This is a genomic window from Sphingopyxis sp. H053 (assembly GCF_001468225.1).
In the GTDB taxonomy this organism is placed as follows: domain Bacteria; phylum Pseudomonadota; class Alphaproteobacteria; order Sphingomonadales; family Sphingomonadaceae; genus Sphingopyxis.
In genome coordinates, this window is the sequence record NZ_LNRU01000003.1 from 110473 (window position 1) to 136711 (window position 26239).

Annotated in this window: 20 protein-coding genes and 3 pseudogenes; 17 read left to right on the forward strand and 6 right to left on the reverse strand. The window is 59.0% G+C overall.

The annotated features are described in order from the left end of the window. The first annotated feature begins 41 nt into the window (after positions 1-41). The gene (locus ATE70_RS06370; RefSeq protein ID WP_058537117.1) at positions 42-1217 is read left to right on the forward strand and encodes an acyl-CoA dehydrogenase; all 1176 of its coding nucleotides are present in this window, start codon (positions 42-44) and stop codon (positions 1215-1217) included. Further along, positions 1217-2380, forward strand: a pseudogene (locus ATE70_RS06375) (CaiB/BaiF CoA transferase family protein). Before ATE70_RS06370 ends, ATE70_RS06375 begins: the two are co-directional and overlap by 1 nt. Positions 2381-3040: 660 nt before the next feature. Here ATE70_RS06375 and ATE70_RS06380 read toward each other — a convergent pair. Further along, positions 3041-3526, reverse strand: coding sequence for a nuclear transport factor 2 family protein (locus tag ATE70_RS06380; protein WP_058537118.1), 486 nt, complete (start codon positions 3524-3526; stop codon positions 3041-3043). A gap of 544 nt (positions 3527-4070) precedes the next feature. Between ATE70_RS06380 and ATE70_RS06385 the strand changes: the two genes are divergently transcribed. The 3 genes from ATE70_RS06385 to ATE70_RS06395 all read left to right on the forward strand — a co-directional run bounded on the left by ATE70_RS06385 (position 4071) and on the right by ATE70_RS06395 (position 8191). Then, a complete protein-coding gene (locus tag ATE70_RS06385) occupies positions 4071-5261 on the forward strand; it encodes an MFS transporter (RefSeq protein ID WP_058537119.1) in 1191 nt (396 codons plus the stop codon). A 166-nt stretch (positions 5262-5427) separates the two neighbouring features. After that, a complete protein-coding gene (locus ATE70_RS06390; RefSeq protein WP_058537120.1) occupies positions 5428-6858 on the forward strand; it encodes an NAD(P)/FAD-dependent oxidoreductase in 1431 nt (476 codons plus the stop codon). Between the two features lie 223 nt (positions 6859-7081). After that, positions 7082-8191 (forward strand): IS110 family transposase, encoded by a 1110-nt coding sequence (locus ATE70_RS06395; protein ID WP_058537121.1) that lies wholly within the window; start codon positions 7082-7084, stop codon positions 8189-8191. A 292-nt stretch (positions 8192-8483) separates the two neighbouring features. On the opposite strand, the gene ATE70_RS06400 is transcribed toward ATE70_RS06395, so the two are convergent. Further along, a complete protein-coding gene (locus ATE70_RS06400; protein ID WP_058537122.1) occupies positions 8484-8669 on the reverse strand; it encodes a transposase domain-containing protein in 186 nt (61 codons plus the stop codon). A 28-nt stretch (positions 8670-8697) separates the two neighbouring features. On the opposite strand from ATE70_RS06400, the pseudogene ATE70_RS24160 reads away from it, so the two are divergent. From ATE70_RS24160 to ATE70_RS25810, 3 genes and pseudogenes are all read left to right on the forward strand, one after another. Beyond that, positions 8698-8904, forward strand: a pseudogene (locus tag ATE70_RS24160) (transposase domain-containing protein); the annotation flags it as partial. Further along, positions 8865-9500 (forward strand): plasmid pRiA4b ORF-3 family protein, encoded by a 636-nt coding sequence (locus ATE70_RS06405; protein ID WP_231732918.1) that lies wholly within the window; start codon positions 8865-8867, stop codon positions 9498-9500. The pseudogene ATE70_RS24160 and the gene ATE70_RS06405, both read left to right, overlap by 40 nt. 12 nt (positions 9501-9512) lie before the next feature. After that, positions 9513-9800, forward strand: a pseudogene (locus ATE70_RS25810) (integrase core domain-containing protein); the annotation flags it as partial. Between the two features lie 13 nt (positions 9801-9813). On the opposite strand, the gene ATE70_RS06415 reads toward ATE70_RS25810, so the two are convergent. The 4 genes from ATE70_RS06415 to ATE70_RS06430 form a co-directional block, all read right to left on the reverse strand. Beyond that, entirely contained in the window at positions 9814-11901 is a 2088-nt protein-coding gene (locus tag ATE70_RS06415; RefSeq protein WP_058537124.1) for an oxidoreductase, read from the reverse strand. Between the two features lie 46 nt (positions 11902-11947). Continuing rightward, a complete protein-coding gene (locus tag ATE70_RS06420; protein ID WP_058537125.1) occupies positions 11948-13246 on the reverse strand; it encodes an NAD(P)/FAD-dependent oxidoreductase in 1299 nt (432 codons plus the stop codon). A gap of 66 nt (positions 13247-13312) precedes the next feature. Beyond that, positions 13313-13729 carry a RidA family protein gene (locus tag ATE70_RS06425; RefSeq protein WP_058537126.1) on the reverse strand — a complete coding sequence of 139 codons (417 nt, stop codon included), beginning with the start codon at positions 13727-13729 and terminating at the stop codon, positions 13313-13315. Between the two features lie 60 nt (positions 13730-13789). Beyond that, on the reverse strand, positions 13790-14929 hold the full coding sequence (locus tag ATE70_RS06430) for a tyramine oxidase subunit B (RefSeq protein WP_058537127.1): 1140 nt from the start codon (positions 14927-14929) through the stop codon (positions 13790-13792). Between the two features lie 1626 nt (positions 14930-16555). On the opposite strand from ATE70_RS06430, the gene ATE70_RS06435 reads away from it, so the two are divergent. The 9 genes from ATE70_RS06435 (at position 16556) to ATE70_RS06475 (ending at position 26110) form a co-directional block, all read left to right on the forward strand. After that, positions 16556-17764, forward strand: coding sequence for an MFS transporter (locus ATE70_RS06435; protein WP_156419691.1), 1209 nt, complete (start codon positions 16556-16558; stop codon positions 17762-17764). Beyond that, a complete protein-coding gene (locus tag ATE70_RS06440; protein ID WP_058537129.1) occupies positions 17749-18165 on the forward strand; it encodes a RidA family protein in 417 nt (138 codons plus the stop codon). The genes ATE70_RS06435 and ATE70_RS06440 overlap by 16 nt, the downstream gene beginning before the upstream one ends. Positions 18166-18273: 108 nt before the next feature. Next, complete coding sequence (locus ATE70_RS06445; RefSeq protein WP_058537130.1) at positions 18274-19674, forward strand: aldehyde dehydrogenase family protein; 1401 nt, start codon at positions 18274-18276, stop codon at positions 19672-19674. Positions 19675-19735: 61 nt separating this feature from the next. Continuing rightward, positions 19736-21181 (forward strand): flavin monoamine oxidase family protein, encoded by a 1446-nt coding sequence (locus ATE70_RS06450; protein WP_058537131.1) that lies wholly within the window; start codon positions 19736-19738, stop codon positions 21179-21181. Beyond that, positions 21174-21671, forward strand: coding sequence for a c-type cytochrome (locus ATE70_RS06455; protein WP_058537132.1), 498 nt, complete (start codon positions 21174-21176; stop codon positions 21669-21671). The genes ATE70_RS06450 and ATE70_RS06455 overlap by 8 nt, the downstream gene beginning before the upstream one ends. Before the next feature lie 136 nt (positions 21672-21807). Beyond that, positions 21808-22191, forward strand: a complete 384-nt coding sequence (locus ATE70_RS06460) for a nuclear transport factor 2 family protein (RefSeq protein WP_058799892.1) — start codon at positions 21808-21810, stop codon at positions 22189-22191. A gap of 134 nt (positions 22192-22325) precedes the next feature. After that, a complete protein-coding gene (ndpC, locus tag ATE70_RS06465; RefSeq protein ID WP_082639800.1) occupies positions 22326-24353 on the forward strand; it encodes a 6-hydroxypseudooxynicotine oxidase in 2028 nt (675 codons plus the stop codon). Between the two features lie 66 nt (positions 24354-24419). Continuing rightward, positions 24420-25166 carry an electron transfer flavoprotein subunit beta/FixA family protein gene (locus tag ATE70_RS06470; protein WP_058537135.1) on the forward strand — a complete coding sequence of 249 codons (747 nt, stop codon included), beginning with the start codon at positions 24420-24422 and terminating at the stop codon, positions 25164-25166. After that, the gene (locus ATE70_RS06475) at positions 25166-26110 is read left to right on the forward strand and encodes an electron transfer flavoprotein subunit alpha/FixB family protein (RefSeq protein ID WP_058537136.1); all 945 of its coding nucleotides are present in this window, start codon (positions 25166-25168) and stop codon (positions 26108-26110) included. The genes ATE70_RS06470 and ATE70_RS06475 overlap by 1 nt, the downstream gene beginning before the upstream one ends. The last annotated feature ends 129 nt before the right edge of the window (positions 26111-26239 follow it).

Below are 26239 nucleotides of genomic sequence, written 5' to 3' on the forward strand. Positions count from 1 at the left end.
ATGCTTCGCATCGCAATTTTCAATTTCTGATTGGATTTTAGATGCAGCGTTTTTCATGGGCGGACCCCTTTCAGCTTGAAGACCAGCTGACGGAAGAAGAGCGCATGATCCGCGATGCGGCGCGGGCCTACGCTCAAAACGAGCTGCAGCCCCGTGTCACCCAAGCCTATGCACAAGAACACACAGACTCGGCGATTTTTGCCGAAATGGGACGTCGAGGCTTACTCGGTATCACGATACCCGAAGCGTTCGGCGGCACGGGCGCAAGTTATGTGAGTTACGGCCTCGTCGCTCGAGAGGTCGAGCGCGTTGACTCCGGCTATCGTTCGATGATGTCGGTGCAATCCTCCCTGGTCATGTACCCGATCCATGTCTTTGGCTCGGATGAGCAGAAGGCGAAGTTTCTGCCCGGCTTAGCCAGCGGCGAATTAATTGGTTGCTTTGGCCTTACTGAACCGGATGCCGGATCCGATCCGGCTGGAATGAAGACCCGAGCGCGCAAGGTCGATGGCGGATACGTGCTGACGGGGTCCAAGACCTGGATCTCGAACGCTCCGATCGCCGACGTCTTCATTGTCTGGGCGACGTCGGAAGTTCATGGCGGGAAGATCCGCGGGTTCATCCTTGAAAAGGGAACCAAGGGTCTCGACACTCCCAAGATCTCCGGAAAATTGTCACTTCGCGCCTCGATTACGGGCATGATCATGATGGACGAGGTCTTCGTGCCAGAAGATGCCCTACTGCCAGGCGTCGAAGGGATGCGCGGGCCATTCAGTTGCCTCAACCGTGCCCGCTACGGCATTAGCTGGGGCGCGCTTGGAGCGGCCGAGTTTTGCTATGCCGCTGCCCGCCAGTATGGGCTGGACCGAAAACAGTTCGGGCGACCGCTGGCAGCAACCCAGCTTTATCAGAAGAAGTTGGCGGATATGGCCACCGACATCGCTCTAGGCCTGCAGGCGAGCCTGCGGGTGGGCCGCCTGATGGACGAGGATCGCTTCGCACCCGAGATGATCTCGATGGTCAAGCGCAACAACGTCGGCAAGGCGCTCGACGTAGCACGCGCTGCTCGCGATATGCACGGCGGAAACGGCATTTCAGAAGAATATCAGGTCATCCGTCATATGGTGAACCTCGAGACGGTCAACACTTACGAGGGTACTCATGATGTCCACGCCCTGATTATCGGGCGGGCAATCACGGACATCGCGGCTTTCTGATGCAGCAAGAACCCGCAAGCGCAAGCCAGCCGCTAAAGGGCCTGAGGGTCCTTGAACTGGCCCGAATTCTGGCCGGCCCGTGGGCCGGCCAGATCCTCGGGGATCTTGGCGCTGACGTATTGAAGGTAGAAAGTCCGGACGGCGACGACACGCACAGTTGGGGGCCGCCATTTATCGACAATGGCAACGGAACACATGATGCAGCCTATTTCCACGCCTGCAATCGTGGGAAGCGTTCGATTACCGCCGACTTCGGCAATGCCCGAGATCTTGAGGAGGTGCGCCGCCTGGCGATCGAAGCCGATGTCGTTATCGAGAATTTCAAGGTGGGCGGTCTGGCCAAGTTCGGGCTGGAACATGCAAGCCTCTCGGCCTTGAACCCGCGCCTCGTATATTGCTCCATAAGTGGCTTTGGTCAGGAGGGTCCTTATGCCGCCCGTGCCGGCTATGATTTCATCGTGCAGGGTCTGAGCGGGATCATGGACCTGACCGGCGACCCGGCTGGCGCACCGCAGAAAATCGGCGTGGCCTTGGCTGACATCGTGACGGGCCTATACGCCGTCATCGGTATTCAGGCCGCCCTCACGCGCCGCGAGCGGACCGGCCGGGGCGACCATGTGGATGTTGCCCTGCTTGACTGCATGACCGGCGTCCTTGCCAATCAGGCGATGAACTACCTGGCAACGCGGGAAAATCCGGCCCGACTGGGCAACGCACATCCGAATATCGCACCCTATGCCGTGTTCCCGGCCAAGGATGGCTGACTAATTCTTGCGGTGGGCAACGATGGTCAGTTTGACCGTTTTTGCAAGGTCGTCGGGCTCGACGAACTGCCGGCGTCACCTTCATTCGCGACCAATTCTTCGCGGGTAGCCAACCGGGACGAATTGACCGCCATAATCAGCGCAGTCACGCAAAATTGGTTGCGGCACGACTTGCTGGGCGCGCTGGAGGTCGCGACAGTACCAGCCGGCCCAATCAACACGGTCGCGCAGGCACTGGCCGATCCCCAGATCGCGGCGCGCGGACTGGTGAGACAATTTGATCGGACGGGCGCATCCCCGGTCGACGGATTACGCACACCACTGATGTTTGAACATGCCGGCCTGTCTCTCGATTGCGGGTCGCCCTTGCTGGGACGAGATCAGCCCCGCTGGCTTTGACTGTTCTCACCGCGGCAGCGGGCCGCATACCGCGCGCGCTGCAACGCGGTCGAACAAGTAGCACACCCTCCGCAAATCTGAGTGACGCTCCCGATCTCGCTTCCCTGGCACGCGGTGAAGGAGGGTGCGCGGCGGATTGACCGAAGCGGAGAGGAACCCGGCCCAAGCAAGGCCGATATGCCATTCCCGTCTTGCCGGGGCTGATCTTGGCAGTCGCCGCCGCGCTGATCGAGAGGGCGGTATAGCAGACTCGCCGCATCAGACCTGGCCCCTCGTCTTCTTCGAGAGCCCGGGTCGCGATAGGCCTGACAAAGGCGTGATGGGCCGGCCAGACTTGCCGGTGGCGGCGGCTTCACAATATACCTGCGGGTCGAGCAAAGCGAGACGCCAACTTGTGGCTGCGGATTAAGAACGAAACGGGGGACAGGAATGTCGAGGATGTCGTACCCGACATCGTCGAATGGAAGCTGCGAGGATTGAAAGCACCTGCAAAAGGTCCAGAAAGAAGACCAATCCGCCCAGTTCCGGGTAACTGCCAAACGAGCCATGTCCATCATCGGGGGATTGCAATGCGTGCAGCGTCTCCGAAAACTTTATCAGGAAGGCCCATTGCTTCGAGCGGCTGTTTCAAAAAACCGCAATGGGCCTTCCCGGAAGCAATCAGTTACCGAAGCCGCCGGCCTGCCACATCTCTCGCACGACGCGCCAACCCTCAGGTTTGCGCTTCAGCACGAAAAGCTGGCGAATCGTCTCCTGCTTCGTAGTCGCGGGCGGGTTGGGCTGGCAGGTCAGCACTGCAAAAACCGAAGCCATGTCCCGCTCGGACGAGACAACCGTATCCTGGACGGCGAACGCGCAGCCCTTATTACCATTGGGACCAAGATAGGCAAACCAGTCGTCAAGGGCCTTGACGGAAGCCTCGATCCCGCGCCGCGCCGCAACATCCCCCTCGCCGGTGATAATCACATCGTCGCTGTAAAAGCGCTTGGCCAGTTCGGTCGATGTCAAACCGTCACGATTGGCCTGATCTTGGCCGGCGTAGAAGGCATGGAGTTCCTGGACAACGTCGGCCGGCGCCGCCTCTGCGGGCGCCTCGCGTGCCACCACCGCCAGCGGCGTGGCGCACGTCAATGCAAGCAGGGCCAATCGCGTCTTAAGGTTGCAAGTCATACAAATCTCCCATTTTCCTAGGAATAACGCCTCATGTACCACGCCGCGTATAATTATTTCCACGACGATTTAATTATCGATCGGCAGTTGCGCGGTGTCAAGCGAGGATTGCCGATCACGCGGCATGCCTCGCAAGTCCACCCACTCTCTCACCGCACCTTCAGGCCGGCGAAATCCCCCTTCCAAACGGCTGGGGGCAAACGCCCTCCGACCTGCGGAATGTCGCCCCATATGACGCCGCGAAATTGGAAACGCTCGTCTCGCGCAACTGTCGACAGTGCCAGCGCCGCACAGGTGATGGAACACCATGACCGGCCCGGCCTTGCCCGCGAGCCGAATCTGGGCTGGCGGTCGCTTAGAATGACAAAGTAAGGCATAAATTATGCGATTGACGAATTGATTTGCGTGTCGGATCGTAGTGGAATACAGGCAGCGGCCTTATAAGGACGAGCAACCGGGCCGGCCCGGAAGCTCGCGCGTGGCGGGCGGTTTATTGAACCGCATGGGAAAGGTGCAAGGGATGGATCGCGAGCTCGGCGTGCGTCCGGCAAGGACATTGGCAATAGCGTGCGTCCTCTACGCGCTTTCGATTATTCTGATCAATATCGCGCCGTTCTTTGTGGGGCTTTACGTCGATACACTACATATAAGTCTGAGCGAGGCCGGGTTCGTACAAACCATTGATCAAGCTGGGGGCATCGTAGGGGCCGTCCTCGGCTTCTTTCTCATGCCGCGGCTCTCCTGGCGGACGCTGGCGTTTTTCGCGGCGCTCGTGGCGACGATCGCCAATGCGGCAACGGCATTGGCCGACAGCTATGTTCTTCTGTGCCTGATCAGGTTCGTCGCGGGATTCGGGGTGGTCTTGCTGACTACGGTGTCTGCGTGCGCGCTCGCGCGGGCGCGTGTTCCGGACCGCGCATTTGGGGCAGGGCTAACGCTCGGCATGCTTCTTTCCGCCGTCGCAATTTGGGTGCTGGATGCCATAAGGTCCGATTTTGGCTACAGCGCAAGCCTCGCATCAGGCGCTCTGTGGCTATTCGTCGCCGCGGGCTTGGCGCTGCTTCTTCCTCGCGAGCTGCGCGGCAGGACGCATAAGGCCGGTGCTTTCGGCGCCGATCTGGAGCAGTCAAACGTTAGAGTGCTGGGCAAGGTCGGCCTCCTGGCACTGCTGCTCTTTTCCATAAGCGCCAATGTGGGGTTTAGCTTTACCGAACGGGTCGGCCTGGACAACGGACTGGAGCCGAGCGCAATAGCCAGTTCCTTCGCGATCGGCTGTATATTTTCGGTGGCCGGCTGCCTGATGCCGACCATATTCGGCGCTGCTGGCGGGCGGATAAAGTGGCTGGTTATTACTACTGCTCTTTTTATCATATCTCTCTGGCTCTTCTACATCGCCACAAACGTTACTTTATACGTTGTCGCCTTTTCCATATATCTTTCGGTATTTAATATGGGACTTGCTTACTACATGTCTGTAGTTGCAGAAAATGATCCGGAAGAACATTATACGCGGGCCATATATATCGTGAACGTCACCGCTCAATCGCTCGGCCCCGCAATAGGTGCGCTGATCCTGATTGGATACCCTATCGCTGCTGTGTTCCTGATTGCTCCGATACCCGCGGTAGGAGCCCTGATCCTCGTGGCTTATTATACATCGCGGCAGTCGCATAATCTGGCCGCGTCGCTCTATAATCGGCTGAAAACGTAGGTCACAGTTGGCGGATCGCCATTGTACGGCAGGCCAATTGTTCGACGTCGGAAAGGAAAGATGAAGTGGCAGGTTCGAGCGGTGAGGATGTCGATGTGGCAGCAGAGATCTTTGATTTCGGCAGCAGACAGATGTTCGATTCCTCCGATTTGAGGGCGACACTCTAATGGCAGCGGTATCTGAAGTTTCCACGGCTTGCCGGCCCGGTCGCCGTACATCGCCTCCGCATGCCGGAAAATCCTTCTGGATCCGCGACTTTGGCGATTATTCTCCAAATCGTGACCTGGATACCGATCTGCAATGCGATATCCTCGTCATCGGCGGTGGCATCGCAGGCCTCTCATCGGCCTGGCATGCCGCAAAAAGCGGCTTGGGCAAGGTCGTCCTGATCGAGAGCGAGATCATCGGCTTCGGAGCGAGCGGCCGCGCGGCAGGCTGGATCATGCCCCAGTTCGGGATGGACCAATTGTCCATCCGCAAGACATATGGCGTCGAGCGATCCAGGGCGGCCTTCGCATATTGTCGGCGCGCAACTGCTTATACGCGCGAGATCATCGAGCAAAATGGCATCGAAAGCGATTATCGCGCGCCCGGTCTTATGCGGGTGGCCTTTGACGACCGCTGGGTGGACGATCTCCATGACCTGTATTCCACCTATGAAGACATCGGTGTGGATACGGTCTCATGGCTGACCGCACCGGACGTGCAGGCCCATTATAACGGGAATACCAACTTCAAAGCGGCCATTTTCGACACGGACCTTGGTTTGCTCAACCCCTGCAAACAAGTGCGCGCCCTTAAGGGACTGGCCGAAGCGGCGGGCGTTACGGTTTATGAAAACACCCCCGCGACACATATCGAGCGACGGCCGGGCGGTGTGCGAGTGATGACTCCGGGCGGCTCTATTGGAGCGAGCAAGGTGGTGATTGCCACAAACGCTTTCACGCACCAACTGCAAGGGCCAGTCGGCCGAGAGCTCGCGCCATACCAGGCGCCGGTATTCGCGCGCGGCGCGGTGACGGAGCGTCTTTCGGACAAGCTGTGGGCGGAAATTGGTTGGAAACAGGGCAATGCGATCGAGAGCTCGCTTGATCTGTTTCACTATATGGCGCCTACCGCCGACCATCGTATCCAGTTCTATTTCATTTATTATGGCGGTCACCCCGTTCGCAATGAGATGGAACCGGCGGTCAGCGCCAAGGGGGGAGACGTCTCGCTCGCTCATCTGAAACGGATATTCCCGGCTCTTGGGGGCGTCAGATTGGAGCATAATTGGGGTGGACACATGTCGGCCACGCGTGACATGGTTCCTCACTTGACGAGTATCGGTGATCAACGCGTTATCTATATCGGTGGATGCTGGGGGCATGGTCTAGCCATCAACCACCTGCATGGCCAGACGGTCGCAGATATGTTGGCGGAACGGTCAACGGACCTCACCGATTTCTGGATTGTTGATCGGAAGCCCAAGAACTGGCCGGTTTGGCCGCTGGATTTTATCGGCAAACAGCTTGCTTGGTCTATTCTCAAGCGCAAAGTGCGTAAGCAGATTCGCGGGTCAATTTTCGAGGGATTTGACGGCGACCTCCAAGAATAGGGCTCTGTCTGCGACAAGCAGCATGTTGTCAGCTAGACGCGGCTGCCGCATCGCGACCGGCAAACGCCCTCCCCCTCGAGCCGTGACCATATCGCATATATCAAGCCGCGCTGAACCGTAAGACCGTATGTCCGTTTCGTGAAAGGTGTTGGTTCGCCCTACACTTGTGATCCGAGGGTTGCTCGGGTGGGCCGGGCCTATCCTCACACGAGGAGGACGAACCGTGGAACATCCTACAGAAGTTTTCATCGGAATCGATGTCGCAAAGGCCCGGAATGCCATTGCGATTGCTGATGGCGGGCGCGGTGGCGAAGTGCGCTTCATTGGGGAAGTCGATGCGTCGCTGGATGCGATGAAGTGCATCTTGCGGCGGATCACCGCCAAATATGGGGTAGTGCATTTCTGTTATGGGGCCGGACCGACCGGATATGGGCTTTACCGCCTGATAATCGAGCTCGGTCATTCCTGCATGGTGGTGGCGCCATCGCTGATCCCGAAGCGAGCAGGCGACCGGGTGAAGACGGATCGGCGCCATGCAATGATGCTCGCCAGGCTGCTGCGAGCCGGCGAACTGACGGCGGTGTGGGTGCCCGATGCGGGGCATGAGGCGATGCGCGATCTCGTTCGCGCCCGCGCCGCGGCGGTCGAGACCCAGCGGGTTCACCGGCAACAGGTCAGCGCATTCATGCTGAAGCATGGCCGTATCTTTCCGCGCAAGACGACGTGGGGTGCCCGCCACTTTCGCTGGCTCCAGGAGCAGCACTTCGATCATCCCGCTCATCAAATTGCACTGCAGGAACTGGTCGATGCGGTCCGGGTCGCCAAAGAACGCATCGGACGTATCGAGGTAGCGATTGAGGAGTTCCTGCCAGGCTGGTCGCTGGCGCCTGTCGTTCGTGCGCTTCAGGCGCTACGGGGTGTCGAGCTCATCGTCGCCGTGACGTTCGTGACCGAAATCGGCGACATGCGCCGGTTCGACAACCCACGCCAGCTGATGGGCTATCTGGGGCTGGTGCCTGGAGAGCGATCCTCCGGCGACACGGTTCGCCGCGGCGGGATCACAAAGGCGGGCAACGGTCGTGTTCGCCATATGCATGTCGAAAGCGCCTGGACGTACCGTCAACCGCCGCGTGTCGGAAAAGCCAAGCTGTATCGTCTCGATCAAACCACGCCGAAGGTCCGCGAGATCGCTTGGAAGGCGCAAAGCCGACTGACGGCCCGATATCGGGCGCTTATCACCAAGGGCAAGAAAACCCCGATCGTTTGCACGGCAATCGCCCGTGAACTTGCAGGCTTCATGTGGGCTGTTGCCAGGGAGGTGCAGCCAGCCTGACGGAATGCAGCTCCCGCGTACAAGCGGGGGCGGGACCACAGCAGGGGAATATCCGTCACACGCTTTGTGGCCGGCTTAGCCGACGCCCGTTGTAAGTTCGGATCAGCTCCGGGACGCATACACGGAAATGCGGTATCCAACCCGCGTATCAGAGCTTGATCACCGACGTCCTTCAGGCCCCGCCCCCACCTGTACGCGGCCATCTCCCGGCGCCGCGCGACTACGCGGCCGATGGCGCGCGCATTAAAGGTTGAAAGCGGACATCAGAGCGCTGTTCTCAGCCCACGTCGACCTAGGGTATGAGATTTCCAACGTTATTCGCTGGGTGACCAATGGCGAGTTTGCTGAGCGTCTCGGTCATCCAGTCGTGTGGGTCCATGCCGCTGGTGTTGCAGTTTTCAACGAGCGTGGCGATCATCGCCCGGTTGTCGCCGCCCTCGTCGGCGCCGGCAAACAGTGCGTTCTTGCGGTTATGCATACCTTTCCATAACCGCAAGTCATGACGGTTCGCCGGCTCCGACCGCGGCGGTGAGCGCGCCGCCGATCTCTATTCACTCATCGTCACCGCCAAGCTCAATGATAATGATATCGACCCGCAGGTCTGGCTCGCCGACGTCCTTGACCGCATCGCGAGCATCGCGCAAAACCGTCCCCACGAGCTTCTCTCCCGGGGATGGCGGACACGCCAGCCCGCACTTCAGGTCGCCGCATGACGCTTATCGCCCGCCTCAAGATCGTCCTCAGGGATATCGAGCCGAAGGTCATGCGCCGGATCGAGGTGCCGCTGTCGATCAATCTCGACCGGCTTCACACGGTCATCCAGATCGCCATGGGCTGGACCGACACCCATCTCTACGAGTTCCGTTTCGCCGGCGACGCCGCCTTCGGCATTCCCGATCCCGACTATCTTTCCAGCATGAATGATGCCCGCAAGACCACCCTGCTCTCCGCGATCGACGACTGCGGCGGCAAAACCTTCCGCTATATCTATGATTTTGGCGACAATTGGGACCATGCCGTCACCGTCGAACGGATCGAAGCGCGTGTGCCGGGCTTTCCCTACCCCTCGCTCCTCGCCGCCACCGGCCGATGCCCGCCCGAGGACGTCGGTGGGTCTCCCGGCTATGCCGAGTATCTCGAAGCACTCGCTGATCCGGACCATCCCGAGCATGAAGACATGCTCGAATGGGGCGGCGATTTCGATCCCGACAAAATCGATATCGCCGACATCGCAATTCGCCTCACGGATATCGGTCTGGCGTGGGAACGAAAACCCCACCGTAAAGCCCACGCTACACCAAAGTCATAGAACCCGCAGCCTTCACCAAATGATGCAACGCAGAACGGGTTCGTCGAGAGCTTCAATGGTCGCATGCGCGACGAGCTGCTCAACGAGACGCTGTTCTTTACGATCGGTCAGGCCCGCACGATCCTTGCCCGCTGGGTCGAAGATTACGACACCGAGCGCCCGCGCTCCTCGCTCGGCTACGCCACCCCGGCGGCGTTCGCCGCCGAACTCGAAAAGCAACGGGCGGGGTTAACCCCGCCCGTTGCTTTGCCTGCGCTTATGCGCGACAACACCCCTCGGCCTCTAGTTGCAGCTGGATGAAAGATGGGTCAGGTCAGCGCCCGCTAGCGAGCCGGTCCCAAGCGGTCGCATCGCGGACGAAAGGCTTTTCGATCAGGTAGTTGATATCGCCGATTGGCGTTTGATCCATCTCTCGGCCCACCCGATGACCTGAGTGGACGGCATCGGCAATCGTGCCCGGGGCGAAGCAGTCACCGATCGCGTGGACAGAAAACTTTGGAGGCGTGTCCGCAGTAACTGTACGCAAATCGTGAAGCAAGCCGTCGTTCGGTGAGCGCAGACAGACCATAACCACCGTCACAGCGGGCAATCGAGTTGCTTGGCCGGTATAGTTACAGCGAACCTCCACCTCTTCAGCGCCGATCTCTACCAGATGTTTGGCTGTAACCAGTTTCACGCCGACGTTAAGCAGCGTCTGGTGGACCGTCTCTCGCTCCGATGTATATTTAAGCAGCGGGGAAGGTTCTGGATCAGGTGTAAGAAGTGTAACGTCCAGACCTTGCTTGGCTAGCTTCTCAGCGATGACACCTCCAAGATAATAGCCTTCATCGTCATAGATAACGACCGGTCCTTCAATCGCGTGTCCCGCTATCACCTTGTCGGGAGTGATGACGTGCGACTGGTCCCAACCGTTGACGGGAAATCTGTTTGCTTTGCCGATTCCGTCGCGGTCCCATGTAGATCCTGTTGCGACGACTATTGTTGTGAAGTCGAAATCGCTCACATCAGAAGCCTGAATTTCGCTTCCCATGTAAATGTCGACATTCGCCAGCTTATGAAGCTGACCAATTCGATAATCGGCGACGCGCCGGTAGGTGGACAGGCCGGGCAGCGTCGATTCAAGCACGGAGCGTCCACCCAGAAAATTGCTCCGTTCAGAAAGCGCAACAGAATAGCCGCGCCTTCCCAGCGTGAGAGACGCCTCGAGTCCTGCCGGGCCGCCCCCAATTACGAGGATGCGTTCATCGGACATTTTCGCCGGAACACGCTCCGGGTGCCAGCCACGCCGCCACTCTTCGCCGGTTGTCGGGTTTTGTGTGCAACGAATTCCGCCGCCCATATATTGCATCGAAAGGCAGGTGTTGCAGCCTATACACTCGCGAATATCGTCGATGCGGCCTTCTTCAATTTTCCTTGGCAGAAAGGGGTCGGCAATCGACGGACGCGCTGCGCCAATCAGATCGACCAACCCATTTTTGATGAGCGACACCATGCGATCAGGCGACGTGTATCGCCCGACAGCAACCACCGGCTTGGTTGTCACCTGTTTCACAAAGGCCGTGAAAGGCTCCTGCCACCCTTCGTCGGCAAACCGGGCAGTCATCACATCGAGATTGATGTTCTGAACATTGACGTCCCACAGATCGGGCAATTCAGCCAGCATCTCAACGACCCGCCGACCGTCGCCGCTACAGGTGTAGCCCGCATCGCCAATGCCTTCATCCACACCAAAACGGACGGCAACGGCACAGTCGGATCCGATTTCGTCTTTGGTATCCTCGATCAGCTCGCGCAAAAGTCGGGCGCGATTCTCGATAACGCCGCCATATTCATCAGTTCGCCGATTGACACGCTCCGTAATAAAGTCGCCGGGCAAGCCCATCATGTGGCTTGCGTAAACATATACGATGTCGAATCCGATATCGCGTGCGCGCCGAGCAGCCGCGCGGTGCCATTTTCTGACATCGCTAATATCCTGCTTGTCCATCTGCCGGACGATGGCCGGTATATCCATTGCCGGCCGGGGTGAGGCCGACATCGGGCGCTCTCTTGACATGCGGTTTCCGGCGAGGGCTCCCTGATGGGTCAATTCGCACCCTGCAAGGGCGCCGTGCTTTTGAACCGCCTCGACCATAAGCCGAAGCCCAGGCTTGTCATCGTCGGACCAGAGCCGCTCCCCACCACTGGGGGAAGAATCCGATGACGGATGGATCATACAAAGCTCGGTGTTCACGACCCCCCATCCGCCCTCCGCCTTTATCTCGCGGAACTTTGCAGTCGCGTGCGGAGAATAAGTCCCTAGCGCAGTACAGTGCGGAACCTGGTAGAAGCGATTTTTAGTCGTCTTAGGTCCAATTTTTACCGGCTCGAAAAGAATGTCGTACCGTGGATCATGTGCCATGCTAACGTCCCTATTTTCGGTTCGAACTTCGCGCAGATCAGCGGCCCTACGGCTCAAAACGCGCGAAACGATAGGGCTTCGGATCGATGATCGGTTTCGAACCCGTCAGAATATCCGCCGCAAGCTCGCCCGCCGCCGGCGCGGTGCCGAAGCCGTGCCCCGAAAATCCGGAGCAGACGACTAGTCCCGGTATGCCCGAAACATGATCGATTATCGGCAAGGAATCGGGCGTAACATCCACTGTTCCTGCCCAGACTTCAGCGATTTCGGCGTCTTCGAACACAGGCCAGGCCGCGCGGAGGGCGACGAAGGCTTCACCGATTGCGCGCTGGTCAACCGCAGGGTCCTTCGTCCTCATACGCTCAAAGGGTGAAACGCCTTCGGATTTCCAGCGACGAGGCAAGGCAAGGTCGTCAATGAAGTCACGCCCGAACGCGACACGCAGATAACGACCTTGCGACCGGAGAGAAGAGAAGTATTTATGCCCGATGAGCAAATGATCCAGCGTGATCGGTGCTTTAACAGCGCTGCGCTGGGTAATCACAAAACCGCCGTCCGCGCGCTTGCGAAACGAAAAATCCGGTCCGCCAACCGCTATCTCAGTGGGCCCTTCCATGGGAGCGGTGCGGGACACCGAAACGGTAAGCGGCAGTGTCGGAAAGCCGATGCCGAGGTTGCCCAAGAAGCGTCGCGACCACAAGCCGCCCGCCAACAGGACCGTGTCGCAGCTGATTTCGCCGCGTTCGGTAACGACTCCCGTAACCCGCCCCGCAGAGCGGACGAGCGAGCGCACCGCGCAATTCTCGACGATGACCGCCCCCTTGGCCATCGCGGCGCTCGCAATGGCTGACGCCGCGAGCGACGGCTCAGCGCGTCCATCGGATGGGGTATAGATGCCACCCGCCCATTTGGCCCGTCCCCCAGGAACCAATTGATCGATATCACCCCGGGACAGTAGGCGCGAGTCGAGATTGAGAGGTTCCACAGAGCGGATCCAGGCCTCATGAGGCTCCATCTCCGCCTCGCTTCTGGCCAGAAAGAGAATGCCGGCTTCCCGATAGCCGACATCTAATCCCAATCGCTGCGGCATCCCCGCCCAGAGGTGGTCGGATGCGACCGCCAGGGGCACATCGGCCGGAGCGCGGCTCGTCTTGCGGATCCACCCCTGGTTGCGCGACGATTGCTCACCGGCGACCACTCCCTTCTCGAGCACGACAACCGGAATACCGCGCTCACTGAGCGTCAGTGCGGCGACCAGGCCGACAATCCCGCCCCCGATGATGACTACAGGAGCCGAAGACGGGAAGTCGTCACAAGTTAGAACAGGCGCGATATATGGTGCCACGAGGCTATCCTTGATGTGAACCGAAAGATGATAATATCAGCAGCGCGACGGATAACCGAACAAATGCTAGAGATTCTTCACTTTTACATTGCCATTCGAAGCCCCTCGATAAGCGGTGACTTCAATCTCGACCTTGTAAACTTTTGAACTGAGCGGCGGACAGCTTAGGGTCATCGCGGGATCGATACCGCGGAAACGGTCGCCGACCTTGGCCATGACGGCGGGCGTGTCGGAAGGATCCTGAATGAAGATACGCGAGGCCACGACGTCGCCCAAGCCGGCGTCGACCGCCTGCAGCGCCCGTTCGATATTCGCCAGGACCTGCTCGGTTTGTTCCTTGGCGTCCTCGGGAATCTCCTGAGTCAGAGGATTGCGCCCGGCGGTGTTTGAAACGAAGATCCAGTTATCGACGGATACCAGCCGCGAGTAGCTCGCCACGTCCTCATATCGTGAACCCGTTTTGAGCTTTACAATCTCAACCATATTATCTCCAACTCAGAGCAGAGGCCTTGGGAACCAAAAAGGCGCATTCAGTCCATTGCGTCACCGCAGAACGGGCGTGTCCCAAAGATTGAGCGACTGGCCGATGCCGCGCGCGACTGCGTTGCGATAAACGACGGTGCCCCAGGCAACGTCCTCGACGGGCATTCCGCCAACAGACAAGATGATGATTTCATCGTCATTCTGTCGGCCGGGGGCCTGGCCGGCGACGATGCGACCAAGATCCTCCAGATCTTCTTTCACCATCCGACCTTCGGCGATCATATCCATAAACTTGACGCCGATCATTGGCACCGCGTTATGGGCCGGCTTGGGCAGTTCATCAAACCAGGCTTCGTACAGACCGGTGTTATCGAGAACCTTTCGGACGTCTTTGGCCTCCATTGCCTCGTCAATCTCACACGTTGATGGCATGGCCAGAAACGCCCCTGGCTTCACCCATTCACGCTTGACGATAGGATAAGTCGAAGGATCACCTGCTACGCCTGTATTGCAGTAACTGACCACATCGGAACCGCGAACGACCGCCTCAATCGAGTCAGCCACTTCTATGTTTTTGATCTGAGGCATGTCGGCCTTTAGCCAATCGAGAAAGCTATCAAGGCTCGATTTACCGCGCGCCTTGATCTTGATCGTGTCAAGTTCGGGGCAGACAGCAGACACTGCCATGAGCGTTGTTTTGCCCATGACACCTGGGCCGACCAGCCCGAAAACCTTGGAGTCCTTTCGCGCAAGATGCCGCGCCCCCACTCCCGGGATCGCCCCGGTCCGGTATGCCGACAGGAGATTTGCGGACATGAAGGCAAGCGGCGCAGCAGTATCGGCGTCGTTGAGCACAAACATAAGGATGGACCGCGGCAAACCCTTTTCCCGGTTTTCGACGTTAGATCCATACCATTTGACACCGGTAGTCCGAAAGCGGCCGCCAAGATAGGCGGGCATCGCCATGAAACGGCGGTCCGCGGTCGGCTTTGGCATGTCTGGAAAAGGCGAGTTCTGCGGAAACAAAATTATCGCCCCGTGGGAATCGTTGTTTGATCCCGACATACGATAGTCTCCCTGCCACAACAGGCCGAACATTTCCTCCATCGTATCCACACACATGGCCATATCGGTAACACCGGCCTTGATCATGTCTTGCTCTGACAGATACAAGAAATCTATTTTTGCTGTTCCGGTCATGAGTCCACCTTCTTAACTGTCTAAATTGTCATTCGAACATCGGCCCAGAGCGAACATCACTTCCCTGACCTTCAACAACGGCCCCAAGCAAGAGTCATGCAAGCTTGCGTTGAACAAATTTCTCTAACTGGTGAATACCGCCGAGCCAGCCCGCCTCTGCGCTCCATGATCGGGTAAGCGATTAAACCGTCGGGTATCGACGCCTTCAACCGAGAGCCAGACCAGCCGGCATGAGCAACCCTCCCCTTTTCCGCGCAAAGCGTCTGTTGTTACAGGAAACAGGGAGCCGACGGCATAGCCCTGAATCTTCTGATTCATCGCCTCGTCCGTGCCCAGCGTCGGATTACAACGGGCTTCGCTATTACCCTCAATTGGAGCTAGACGTTACGATGAATCAACGATTGCCATAGACCTGCATATAAATGAGCCGCTTGGCCGTAACGACCAACCGGATTCTCAGTTTATTATACAAACGACGAATTTCTAAGCCTGTCAATCTAAAAGTCGACGCTCGACCGGTAGGCGGCCTGCGGCATCCCCTTGGCATGGCTGCCGCATGGAGCAGCAGACGGCCGACCTTGTGCCTCCGACGGCGAGCTCACGCGTAATAGGAGGAAAGATTGGGATGAGCTGCGCGAACTCCTGAAAAACCGCAACACCGTTGTTCCGCAAAGCCATGGATCTGAATTGTGATCCCGGTCAGCGCTTCTCGCGCCGCTCCGACCATCGTTGCGTGATGACGATCTGCGCGGATTTGCTGCACAACTTTTGCGTCCAACCAAGCGGAGCCCATTTCTGGAGTACGCATCCAAGGACCTGCCAAAATCAGGATGCGCCTTCCCTGACAATCGGGAGGGCGGCCCGCCAATCCGAGGGCCACCTGCTCGCGTGGCCAAGGTGCATCCTCATCCCTTGGACCCGCCCTCGCGTCGCGGCAAACGCAAAAGCGGCAAATGAAGTTTACCGCACAGAGAAGTCCAGCCGAACAAAGACGCAATAAATTATCTTTTGACAGAATTATGCTAGTTTTTTTCGGCCTCATGAGACCGTGAGAACAAACCTGTTGCCGCAAACTTCCGGGCACCCCAAAATCGTATATTAATGGTGTTATTTCACACAGTTAGTCCAGATTATAGATCGCGACAGCCTCGCCGGTCGCGCCATATATCTTCCCGATAGAAAAATCATCAATCGCATAAATTAGTTGCGAACAGTGACGAAATTGCTACGAATTCAAGGAGCGTGCGGTCGATTCGATTCCACACTGAAGCCGCAACCAATCTCGCGCACGACCCAGGGAGAACAAATGTACGCCGCGACCGGCCCGATAAACGTCCTGACGAGCGGTTCGCGGCCTCATGCGGACAAATCTCGTTGGCCCGGGCGTGGCGGCTGCAGCGTCGGCGGGATTGGCTGTGGACGGGCCGTCACTTATCCCCAGACTGGCCGCGCGAACAATTCATTTGCCCAACCGCCGAGCTGCAAGCAGTTCGCTGTCCACTATCTGGTCGAAGCCTGGCCCGGATCAAACTGCGACGGGATAGAATCCGACGTGTTGGCGGCTGCCGAAGTCGGTGCTGCTGTGCCGAATCAGGCGTGAACGAGATGGGGGACAAGGCGAACACGATGTCCGGACTTGGCGATAGTCCACAGCAAACGCTCGTAATCGCAGGCCTACTCTACTCTTTTTCGCTCATACTTATCAACATCGCCCCCTTCTTCGTTGGCATGTATGTGGACCATTTTCAGGTGAGCCTGAGCGCAGCGGGCGTCGTGCAGACGGTGGATCAGGCCGGCGGCTTGCTGGGTGCAGCCGTCGGCTTCGTCCTGATGCCCCGTTTTGGCTGGAAGGGCCTTGTTCTCATCGCTTTGCTCATCGCAGCAGTGAGCAACGCGTTTACCGCGACGGCGGATAGCTATGCCGTGTTATGCGCGGTCCGATTCCTTGCGGGTTTTGGTGCTATGCTGAGCACCACCGTGACAGCCTGCGTTCTTGCGCAGGCGACCGTCCCTTTGCGAGCCTATAGTGCGGGCCTGGCGGCAGGCATGCTCTTGTCCGCGGCGGCGGTTTGGCTGCTTGACGCCCTGCGCATTGCTTACGGCGATGCTATTGCGCTCGGTTCGGGCGCATTGTGGCTCGGCTTCGGCGGACTGCTCGCGCTCTTTCTGCCGCGCCAACTGAGCGGGCCGGTCAATCCTCACGGGGAGGCAGTCACGCCTCGCGCGCCCCACTGCCCGCAGACGGTCGGCAAAACCGCCCTGATCGCGCTTCTCCTTTTCAGTGTGAGCATCAATGTCATATACGTCTTTATCGAGCACTTTGGCTTCGCGAACGGGCTTGCCCGGGGCGATGCCACCAATGCGCTGGCTCTGGGTTTCCTCTTCGCGGCTGCCGGCAGCCTGATTCCGACCATGTTCGGCGTCGCTGGTGGCCATCTCAAGTGGATCAGCATGACAACCCTGATATTCTTTGGTTCGCTGGTGGGCATCTATAGTGCACAAACGACGGTGCTGTTCGCCTTGGCCTTTGGAGTCTGCGCCTCCGCCTGGTGCATGGGCCTCGCATATTACATGTCGTTAATCGCCCAGAACGACCCCGAACGACGATACACGAGAATGATATATATCGTGAACGCTGCTGCACAGTCGATCGGTCCAGCGATTGGTGTGCTGGCGCTAAGCCGCGCCACGCCGCCTGCTGTCTTTGCCGTGCCCCCAGTCCCTGCACTTCTCGCGGTGCTACTTGTCGCTATTGCGTTGTCGACCTCGTCCTTCCTTCCCCTTCGTGTTCACCCCCGACCACAAGAGGACTTGTACCCATGGCCTCTGCCATGAAACCCCAGTCGTTCCACCTGATCCCCGACATGGAAAAGGGATATTGCATGTCCGTCGGCGTGCGCGCCGGAGACTTACTGTTCATCGGTGGACTCTTTGCCGTGGACGACGAAGGCAACGCCCTCCATCCCGATGACGCCGCCATGCAGTTCAAGGTCGTCTACGAGCAGATGAACCGTGTACTCGCGGCCCACGGCGGCACGGCCGCCGACGTGGTGAGCGAAACGATTTATTATGGCTGCTCGGCCGAGAAATACAGCGAGCGGCTGGTTCCATACAGGCAGGCCTTCTACCTGGGCTGCAAAGGTCCATCGGTGGTTGGTGTGCGGGTCGCCGGCTTCATCGAGCGCGCCATCCAGGTCGAGGTCACGGCCATTGCTTATCTGCCAGTTCGTGCATGAGGGGTGATGATGTCATTCGGTCTGGCCCGAAGCGGCCCAGAAGGCGGCCCAAGAGTCTAGGGTTCGCGCATGCGATCTCGTGTAATTGATATATGAATTGAGTGAACCATGAACGCTTATAAAATGCTCATCGATGGACAACTGGTGGCAGGCGCGCGGACGATTGATGTCGTCAATCCCGCGACGGGCCAACCGTTCACGGCGGCCCCGGTTGCGGACGAAGGCCAGCTCAATGCCGCCGTGGCGGCGGCGCGCCACGCCTTTCCCGCTTGGGCAGCAACATCCTGGAGCGAGCGTCGGGATTGCCTCCTGTTTTTGGCGCAACGGCTTGAGGAAGAGGCCGAGGACTTTGCGCGCTTGCTCGTCAAGGAACAGGGCAAGCCCTTGCCCGAGGCGCGGTTCGAAATCGGCGCCACGGTGCAGGGGATGCGCTATTACGCCAGCGTCGAACTGTCTGCCGAAACGCGAAGCCATGTCAATGGCAGCTACCAGATTGATCGCCGCCCGCTGGGCGTCGTCGCCGCGATCACGCCGTGGAATTATCCGTTGATCTTGGCAAGCAACAAATTCGCCCCTGCCCTACTGACGGGGAACACGGTGATATTGAAGCCTGCCCCGACCACGCCGCTGACGAGCCTTGAGCTGGGCCGACTGGCATCCGAGATTTTTCCACGGGGCGTGTTCAATGTCATTGCCGACGAAAATGATCTCGGCCCAAGTCTTACCGGCCATCCCGACATTGCCAAGATTTCCTTCACCGGATCGACCGGAACCGGCAAACGCGTCATGCAGGGCGCAGTCGAGACATTGAAGCGGGTGACGCTGGAATTGGGCGGCAATGACCCGGCCATCGTCCTCAAGGACGCCGATGTGGAGCGCGCGGCCCAGGGCCTCGCCGCCACCGCCTTCCTCAACGCGGGTCAGATTTGTGCAGCGCCCAAGCGTCTTTATGTCGCCGACGAGATTTACGATGCCTTTTGTGAGCGGCTGGTCGCGGCGGCCAGAGCATTAAAGCTCGGCGCGGGGGACGAGGACGGGGTCACCATCGGTCCCATCCAGAACAATATGCAGTTCAACAAGGTTCGCGAGATTATCGAAGAAGCGGCGGCCCAAGGCAGGGTTTTGACGGGCGGTCATATCACCAATCGGCCCGGCTTTTTCATAGAGCCGACGGTAATCGCCGATCTAGCCGACGAGGCCAGGTTGGTCGCCGATGAACAATTTGGCCCCGTCGTGCCGGTGCTTCGCTTTTCGGATGAGAGGGAGGCGATCTCGCGGGCCAACACCGGCCCTTACGGCCTCGGAGCTTCCATCTGGTCGCGTGATGTCGATCGGGCACGCACGCTCGCCCGCGATCTTGAAGCCGGAACGGTGTGGATCAATCAGCACGTCGCCATTCAACCCGACATTCCCTTTTCGGGCGCGAAGCAGTCCGGTGTCGGAACCGAAGGCGGTATTGAAGGCGTCCGTGAATTCACGCGCCTTCAAGTAATCAACGCGGCGGCCTGACGAAATTGGCTATCGGATAAGGGAAGAGGGAAATGTCGTGACCACAGATAAGAAGAACGCCATGGCGAACCAGCCTGTCGACAGACGTTCGCTGATGAGGCTCGGCGCTGCGGCAGCCGGCGCAGTTGCGCTGGCGAGCTGTGCAAAGGAAAATCCCGGACGCGAGGCACGCGACGGCGGCGGCGAAGGCGGCCCCTATGATGTCGCCGTCATCGGCGCGGGTTATGCCGGCATCACGGCCGCGCGCGACCTTGCCGCCAAGGGCTGGCGCGTGGTCGTGCTGGAAGCGCGCCCGCGCATCGGCGGGCGCACGTTCACCAGCGAGTTTCTCGGCCGGCCGGTGGAATTGGGAGGATCGTCCGTCCACTGGGTACAGCCGCATGTCTTCACGGAAATGCAGCGCTACGGCTTCGACTTCGAAGAAGTGCCTCTCTACGATCTCGACGCATCCTATATCATGACGTCGGATGGAGCCGTCCACAATGTGCCGCCCGCGAAGTTCGACACGCTTTACAACGACGCGTTCAACAGATTCTGCGCCAACTCGCGCACATTGTTTCCACAACCATACAAGCCCTTCGCCAACCCCGAAGTGCTGAAGATCGATGACATCTCGGCGGCTCGGCACCTTGCATCGCTCGGCCTCGATCCGCTGGCGAAAGCGGCATTGAGCGCAGAACTCGTACTCTATGCCGGTGGTCCGCTATCAACATTCAGCTATGCGAGTTTCGTCAAACTTTTCGCTCTCGCAGCGTGGGATCCTTTCACCTTCACTGACTCGGAAAAGCACTGGCATATCGCCAATGGCGGAACTGCGGCATTGGCCAAGGCAATCCTTGACGACAGCAAGGCCGATGTGCGGCTCGGCACTGTGGTCAAAGAAGTAGAACAGAGCGACAGGGGCGTCACCCTCAGGACTGCCGACGGACAAACATTCGAGGCAAGAGCTGCTGTCTTCACTCTGCCTACCTCTGTCTATCCAGACATCAACTTCAAGCCAGGACTGTCGCCCGCCAAGCGGGAATTCATCGCCCATGGCGATAGTGCCGATGGCGCCACGATGTACATGAAAGTAAAAAAGAACCTCGGTAACACCTTTGCCTTTTGCGATGATCCAAACCCGTTAAACGCAATCCAGACCGAGGAATTCGGTGACGACGGCACGATTCTGAAGGCGACGCTGGGCCGGCAATCGCTGATTGACATGAACGATCTGGACGCTGTCGGTGCGGAACTGCGAAAGATCCATCCCGATGCGGAAATCACCGACATCGCACCATATAATTGGGTCAAGGATCCGTTCTCGAAACAAGCATGGCCAGCCTACAAGGTCGGATGGTTCAAAAAATTCAAAGACATGGCAAAACCCGAAGGCCGCCTGTTCTTCGCCGGCTCCGCTACTGCCGACGGCTGGCACGAGTACATAGACGGCGCGGTGGAAAGCGGAATTCGTGCCTGCCGGGAAGTGACCGAAAAGCTTGCAAAAGAGGATGCGACAAATGGATAATGCTCATATCGGCAAATATCGACTGGCGTTCTTGGCCGGCCTCGTCCTGGTCGGGACGGCTGCCTGCTCGAAGCCATCCGAACAAAGCGACGGCAGCGGCGCGGAATCCGGCGTCGGGACACCCGCCCCTACCCCGGCCGCCTCGACCGACAGCTATGCTGCGCTGGCCACCGATGCGGGCCAGGTCGAGGCGGGCAAGAAATTGTTCAGCAACTGCGCCGTCTGCCATTCGGTTGACCCTGCGACGCCATCACCGGCAGGACCGCAACTCATTGCGGTAGTTGGCCGCAAGATCGGCGGCGCGGCGGGCTTTCCCTATTCGCAGGCGCTTGCAAATGCCGACGGCACTTGGACGCCCGAAAAGCTCGACGCATTCTTGAAGGACCCCATGTCGGCTTACCCTGGTACCTCGATGGCCTTCGGCGGGCTCGCGAAGGAAACCGATCGCAAGGCAATGATCGCATATCTCGCGAGCATTCCAGCGAAATAACGCCTCCCCCTTCGCGCAACGAAGCTCCCCTGTGCCAATAGTTGCGCGATCGGGGGGGGCGTTATCCCGATCCGTAGATTCCGAAGAGAATCTTCAGCTCCTCTTATGGTAGCGCACCGACAGGAATTTTTTGAGCATGAAAAGCCTATCAGAAATCGTCAGCTCGTTCATGGGAACATTCAACGTCGGGGATTATGAGGCGATGTTGGAATTCATTTCCGATACTGCCGTCTATATCGACCCCAACGGCATCGAACATAAGGGACGCGCCGCCGTTGGCGAGGCACTCGCGCCCGGATTTGCAGTATCGGATAGCAAATCGCACTATGAGGTCACGGCGACGATGATCGACGAAGATCAATCGATGGGACTGGTGACCTGGACTCTGCTCATAACTGCGCCTGACGAAACACAATCTTCGATCGACGGTCTGGATATACTCCATGTCCGCGACGGAAAAATCATACTGAAGGACGCTTTTTGCAAGGCGAACGAAATCGCAGTTCGGCAGGTCGCCTGAACCTGCCCAACTGCTCGACGGGAAACATGCCGGAGCCGGGCTATTTTTATTTCGCCGATCCCGTTCAGGGCGGGGTTGGTTGTCGGAACGCCGGAAACCGGCATCCGGGCGATCCCTGACTGACCAACGCGCCGATGGAGCGACTTATGCGAGATCCACGCTACGATATCCTCTTTGAGCCGGTACAGATCGGACCGGTCAGGACCAAGAACCGGTTTTACGTCGTCCCACATGCGATCAGCATGGGGATGTCGTCGATGGACGAGATGGTCGCCTATCGAAAAACGCGGGCCGAAGGCGGCTGGGGAGTCATCTGCATCGAAGAGACGATGATCCACGAAACGTCGGATCACGCCCCCCTTCCGGACCCGTGCCTGTATAATGACAAGCATATCGCGCCAATCGCGCGCATCGTTGCGGCGGTGAAGGAACATGGTGCGCTGGCCGGGGTCGAGCTGGCTCATGCCGGCGCGTCGGGACCGGCAGCCTATTATCGCGAGCATCCGCTGTCTCCAACGGCCAAGTTCCCGCATTATTTCAACAATCCGATTTCCGCTAGAACGATCGACAAGCAGGATATCGCTGATTTCCGGCGCTGGTATCGCGATGCCGCCGTCCGCGCAAAGACAGCGGGATTCGACATCGTCTATGTCTATTGCGCGCATAATCTGTCGTTGTTGCAGGATTTTCTCGACACCCGAACGAATAAGCGAACGGACGAATATGGCGGCGTGTTCGAGAATCGTCTGCGCCTGCTCCGCGAAACGCTGTGCGACGTGAAGGATGCGGTCGGAGACAGCTGTGCGGTTGCGGTTCGTTTCGCCGTGGAGGATCGGCGAAGAGTATCGAACATCACCGCGCAGGAAGACGGCCGCCGGGTCATCGAAGCGCTAGCCGATGTTCCCGATCTTTGGGATGTCAACGTCAGCGATTGGCCGTGGGACAGTGGCAGCAGCCGCTTCTTTGAAGAAGGCCAGCAGGAACCGTTTATAGACTTCGTCAAGAAGGTGACGAACAAGCCGGTGGTCGGTGTTGGCCGCTTTACGTCCCCCGATGCCATGGTAAGCCAGATCAAGCGCGGCGTTCTGGATCTGATCGGCGCCGCCCGCCCCTCGATTGCCGACCCATTCTTGCCGAACAAGATCGATGAGGGGCGCCACGACGATATTCGCGAATGTATCGGGTGCAACGCTTGCACCGCAGAGGTCATGACGTCCGTGCGGATCCGCTGCACGCAAAACCCTTCAGCAGGCGAAGAGCATCTGATGGGCTGGCATCCCGAAAATGTGCCCCCCGCGGACGATCCCGACAAGAACATTCTGGTTGTGGGTGGGGGTCCGGCCGGTCTGGAGGCTGCCCACACGCTTGCCAAGCGCGGTTATCAGGTGTCGATTGCCGATGCAGGATCCGAATGGGGCGGACGCCTTGTGCGCGAGCGCAAGATGCCACGGCTGAGCGCCTGGGGGCGCGTGGTCGACTATCGCGTCGGGCAGCTTCAGACGATGGCGAATGCGAACATGTATCTCGACAGCAGGCTGACGGCAGAGGACGTCGCCGGATTCGAGGCTGACCACGTCATTGTAGCGTCAGGGGCAACGTGGCGCAGCGACGGAGTTGGCCGCAATCACGACGAGCCGATACCGGGATGCGATCTGCCCCATGTTTTCAATCCCGAAGATATATTGAACGGCAACATGCCAACCGGCAAAGTCGTCGTATATGACGAAGATTATTTCTACATGGCCACGGTCGTCGCCGAACGCCTAGCCTTGGCCGGCTGCAAGGTTACTTATGTGACGACTGCGAGCGATCCCGCGCCTTGGACCTTGAACACGCTGGAACTTGTTCACGTCATCAATTCGATGAACGAAATCGGCATCGAAATTGTCGTCGGCACTGCGATCGTCAGCATTTCCGAGGGTAAAGTCACAACCAGCCGCCTGCTCACCGGTGCCGAAGAGGCCCGGTCTGCTGATGCGGTGGTGTTGGTTACGGGCCAGGTTTCCGACGACAATCTTTATCACGAACTGGTCAAAAAACGCGACGCCGGGGAAATACCGTCGGTGGAGCGCGTCGGCGATTGCCTTGGCCCCGGACAGATCGCTCAGGCCACCCGCGATGGGCGAAAGGCCGGCATGCAGTTTGGCGTGCACGCAGACTGAATAGGCCGACTGAACCCGGTTCAACATAATCCGGGACGTGTAAGCCGCAACATATTGGAGACTTCGATGAAAATCCTCGTGCCCGTGAAGCGGGTGATCGACTATAATGTAAAGCCGCGGATCAAGGCCGATGGCACGGGCGTTGACCTGGCCAATGTCAAGATGAGTATGAACCCCTTTGACGAAATCGCGGTCGAAGAAGCGATCCGCCTGAAGGAAAAGGGCGTAGCGAGCGAGGTCGTGGCGGTCTCCGTCGGCCCGGCCAAGGCGCAGGAAACGCTGCGCACGGCATTGGCCATGGGAGCGGACCGAGCGATCCTGGTTCAAACCGACGATGCGGTCGAGCCATTGGCCGTTGCAAAGATCCTCAAGGGCATTGCTGACGAGGAACAGCCCGGCCTCGTCATCCTCGGCAAACAGGCAATCGACGACGACTGCAACCAGACCGGCCAGATGCTCGCGGCCTTGATGGGGCGTCCGCAGGGTACCTTCGCCAGTGAGGTCGCCTGTGAGGACGAACATCTGCTGGTCACGCGCGAGGTCGATGGCGGTTTCGAAAGCGTTCGCCTCGCACTGCCTGCCGTCGTCACCACCGATCTGCGCCTCAACGAGCCGCGCTATGCCTCGCTGCCCAATATCATGAAGGCGAAGTCCAAGCCGCTGGCCACCAAATCGCCCACTGACTACGGCGTCGATACCGCGCCCCGCCTCAAGACCGTCAAGGTTTCCGAGCCGCCGGTACGCCAGGCGGGCATCAAGGTGCCCGACGTCGACACCCTCGTCGCCAAGCTCAAGGAACTCGGAGTAGCCTGATGTCGAAAATTCTCGTTTGGGTAGAACACGACAACGCCGCCATCAAGGACGCCACCCTGGCCGCCGTCACCGCCGCGTCGCAGATCGGTGAAGTCCATCTGCTCGTCGCCGGATCGGGCTGTGCTGCCGCCGGCCACGCCGCGTCGCAAATCGTCGGCATAGCAAAGGTCTATGTTGCCGATGACGTCGCCTATGCCAACGCGCTCGCAGAAAATGTCGCGCCGCTGATCGTGGGCCTTATGAGCCATCACGACGCCTTTGTGGCGCCGGCCACCTCCAACGGCAAGAATATCGCGCCGCGCGTCGCCGCGCTGCTCGACGTCATGCAAATCTCCGACATCCTCTCGGTCGACGGCCCCAAAACCTTCACCCGTCCGACCTATGCGGGCAACGCCATAGCGACCGTCGAAAGCTCCGACGCCAAGCTGGTGATTACCGTGCGCGGCACCGCCTTTATCAAGGCGGCGCCGGAAGGCGGCTCGGCCCCGATCGAGGCCGTCGTCGGCAGCGGCGATGCCGGCCTCTCGAGCTTCGTAGCCGCCGAAATCGCCTTGAGCGAACGTCCAGAGCTCACGTCGGCCAAGGTCATTGTCGCCGGCGGTCGCGCCCTGAAGGATGCGGACACCTTCCAGGCGACGATCTTCCCGCTGGCCGATACGCTTGGCGCAGCGGTCGGCGCCAGCCGCGCAGCGGTCGATGCGGGCTATGTGCCCAATGACTATCAGATCGGTCAAACCGGCAAAATAGTCGCTCCGGACGTCTATATCGCCATCGGGATATCGGGCGCCATCCAGCATCTTGCAGGAATGAAGGATTCGGGAACGATCATAGCAATCGACAAGGACGAAGACGCGCCGATATTCCAGATCGCCGATCTTGGCCTGGTTGCGGATTTGTTCGACGCGGTTCCCCGTTTGACGCATACACTCCAGGAAAAGAAGTGATCTGGCCGCGATCCGCGAATTTCGGGGATCGCGTCTAGCACTGCAAGCTGCGTTCGGATCGGAAAGGGCTGCCATGTCTGTCAATCGGCGCGCAAAAGGGACCCCCGATTGGAGTGGGCCCCTCGGGCC

Coding starts and splice junctions, on each gene's coding strand:
- ATE70_RS06370 (WP_058537117.1), top strand. CDS start 42: ATGCAGCGTTTTTCATGGGCGGACCCCTTTCAGCTTGAAGACCAGCTG.
- ATE70_RS06385 (WP_058537119.1), top strand. CDS start 4,071: ATGGATCGCGAGCTCGGCGTGCGTCCGGCAAGGACATTGGCAATAGCG.
- ATE70_RS06390 (WP_058537120.1), top strand. CDS start 5,428: ATGGCAGCGGTATCTGAAGTTTCCACGGCTTGCCGGCCCGGTCGCCGT.
- ATE70_RS06400 (WP_058537122.1), bottom strand. CDS start 8,669: ATGCATAACCGCAAGAACGCACTGTTTGCCGGCGCCGACGAGGGCGGC.
- ATE70_RS06405 (WP_231732918.1), top strand. CDS start 8,865: ATGGCGGACACGCCAGCCCGCACTTCAGGTCGCCGCATGACGCTTATC.
- ATE70_RS06415 (WP_058537124.1), bottom strand. CDS start 11,901: ATGGCACATGATCCACGGTACGACATTCTTTTCGAGCCGGTAAAAATT.
- ATE70_RS06425 (WP_058537126.1), bottom strand. CDS start 13,729: ATGGTTGAGATTGTAAAGCTCAAAACGGGTTCACGATATGAGGACGTG.
- ATE70_RS06430 (WP_058537127.1), bottom strand. CDS start 14,929: ATGACCGGAACAGCAAAAATAGATTTCTTGTATCTGTCAGAGCAAGAC.
- ATE70_RS06435 (WP_156419691.1), top strand. CDS start 16,556: ATGTCCGGACTTGGCGATAGTCCACAGCAAACGCTCGTAATCGCAGGC.
- ATE70_RS06440 (WP_058537129.1), top strand. CDS start 17,749: ATGGCCTCTGCCATGAAACCCCAGTCGTTCCACCTGATCCCCGACATG.
- ATE70_RS06445 (WP_058537130.1), top strand. CDS start 18,274: ATGAACGCTTATAAAATGCTCATCGATGGACAACTGGTGGCAGGCGCG.
- ATE70_RS06450 (WP_058537131.1), top strand. CDS start 19,736: ATGGCGAACCAGCCTGTCGACAGACGTTCGCTGATGAGGCTCGGCGCT.
- ATE70_RS06455 (WP_058537132.1), top strand. CDS start 21,174: ATGGATAATGCTCATATCGGCAAATATCGACTGGCGTTCTTGGCCGGC.
- ATE70_RS06460 (WP_058799892.1), top strand. CDS start 21,808: ATGAAAAGCCTATCAGAAATCGTCAGCTCGTTCATGGGAACATTCAAC.
- ndpC (WP_082639800.1), top strand. CDS start 22,326: ATGGAGCGACTTATGCGAGATCCACGCTACGATATCCTCTTTGAGCCG.
- ATE70_RS06470 (WP_058537135.1), top strand. CDS start 24,420: ATGAAAATCCTCGTGCCCGTGAAGCGGGTGATCGACTATAATGTAAAG.
- ATE70_RS06475 (WP_058537136.1), top strand. CDS start 25,166: ATGTCGAAAATTCTCGTTTGGGTAGAACACGACAACGCCGCCATCAAG.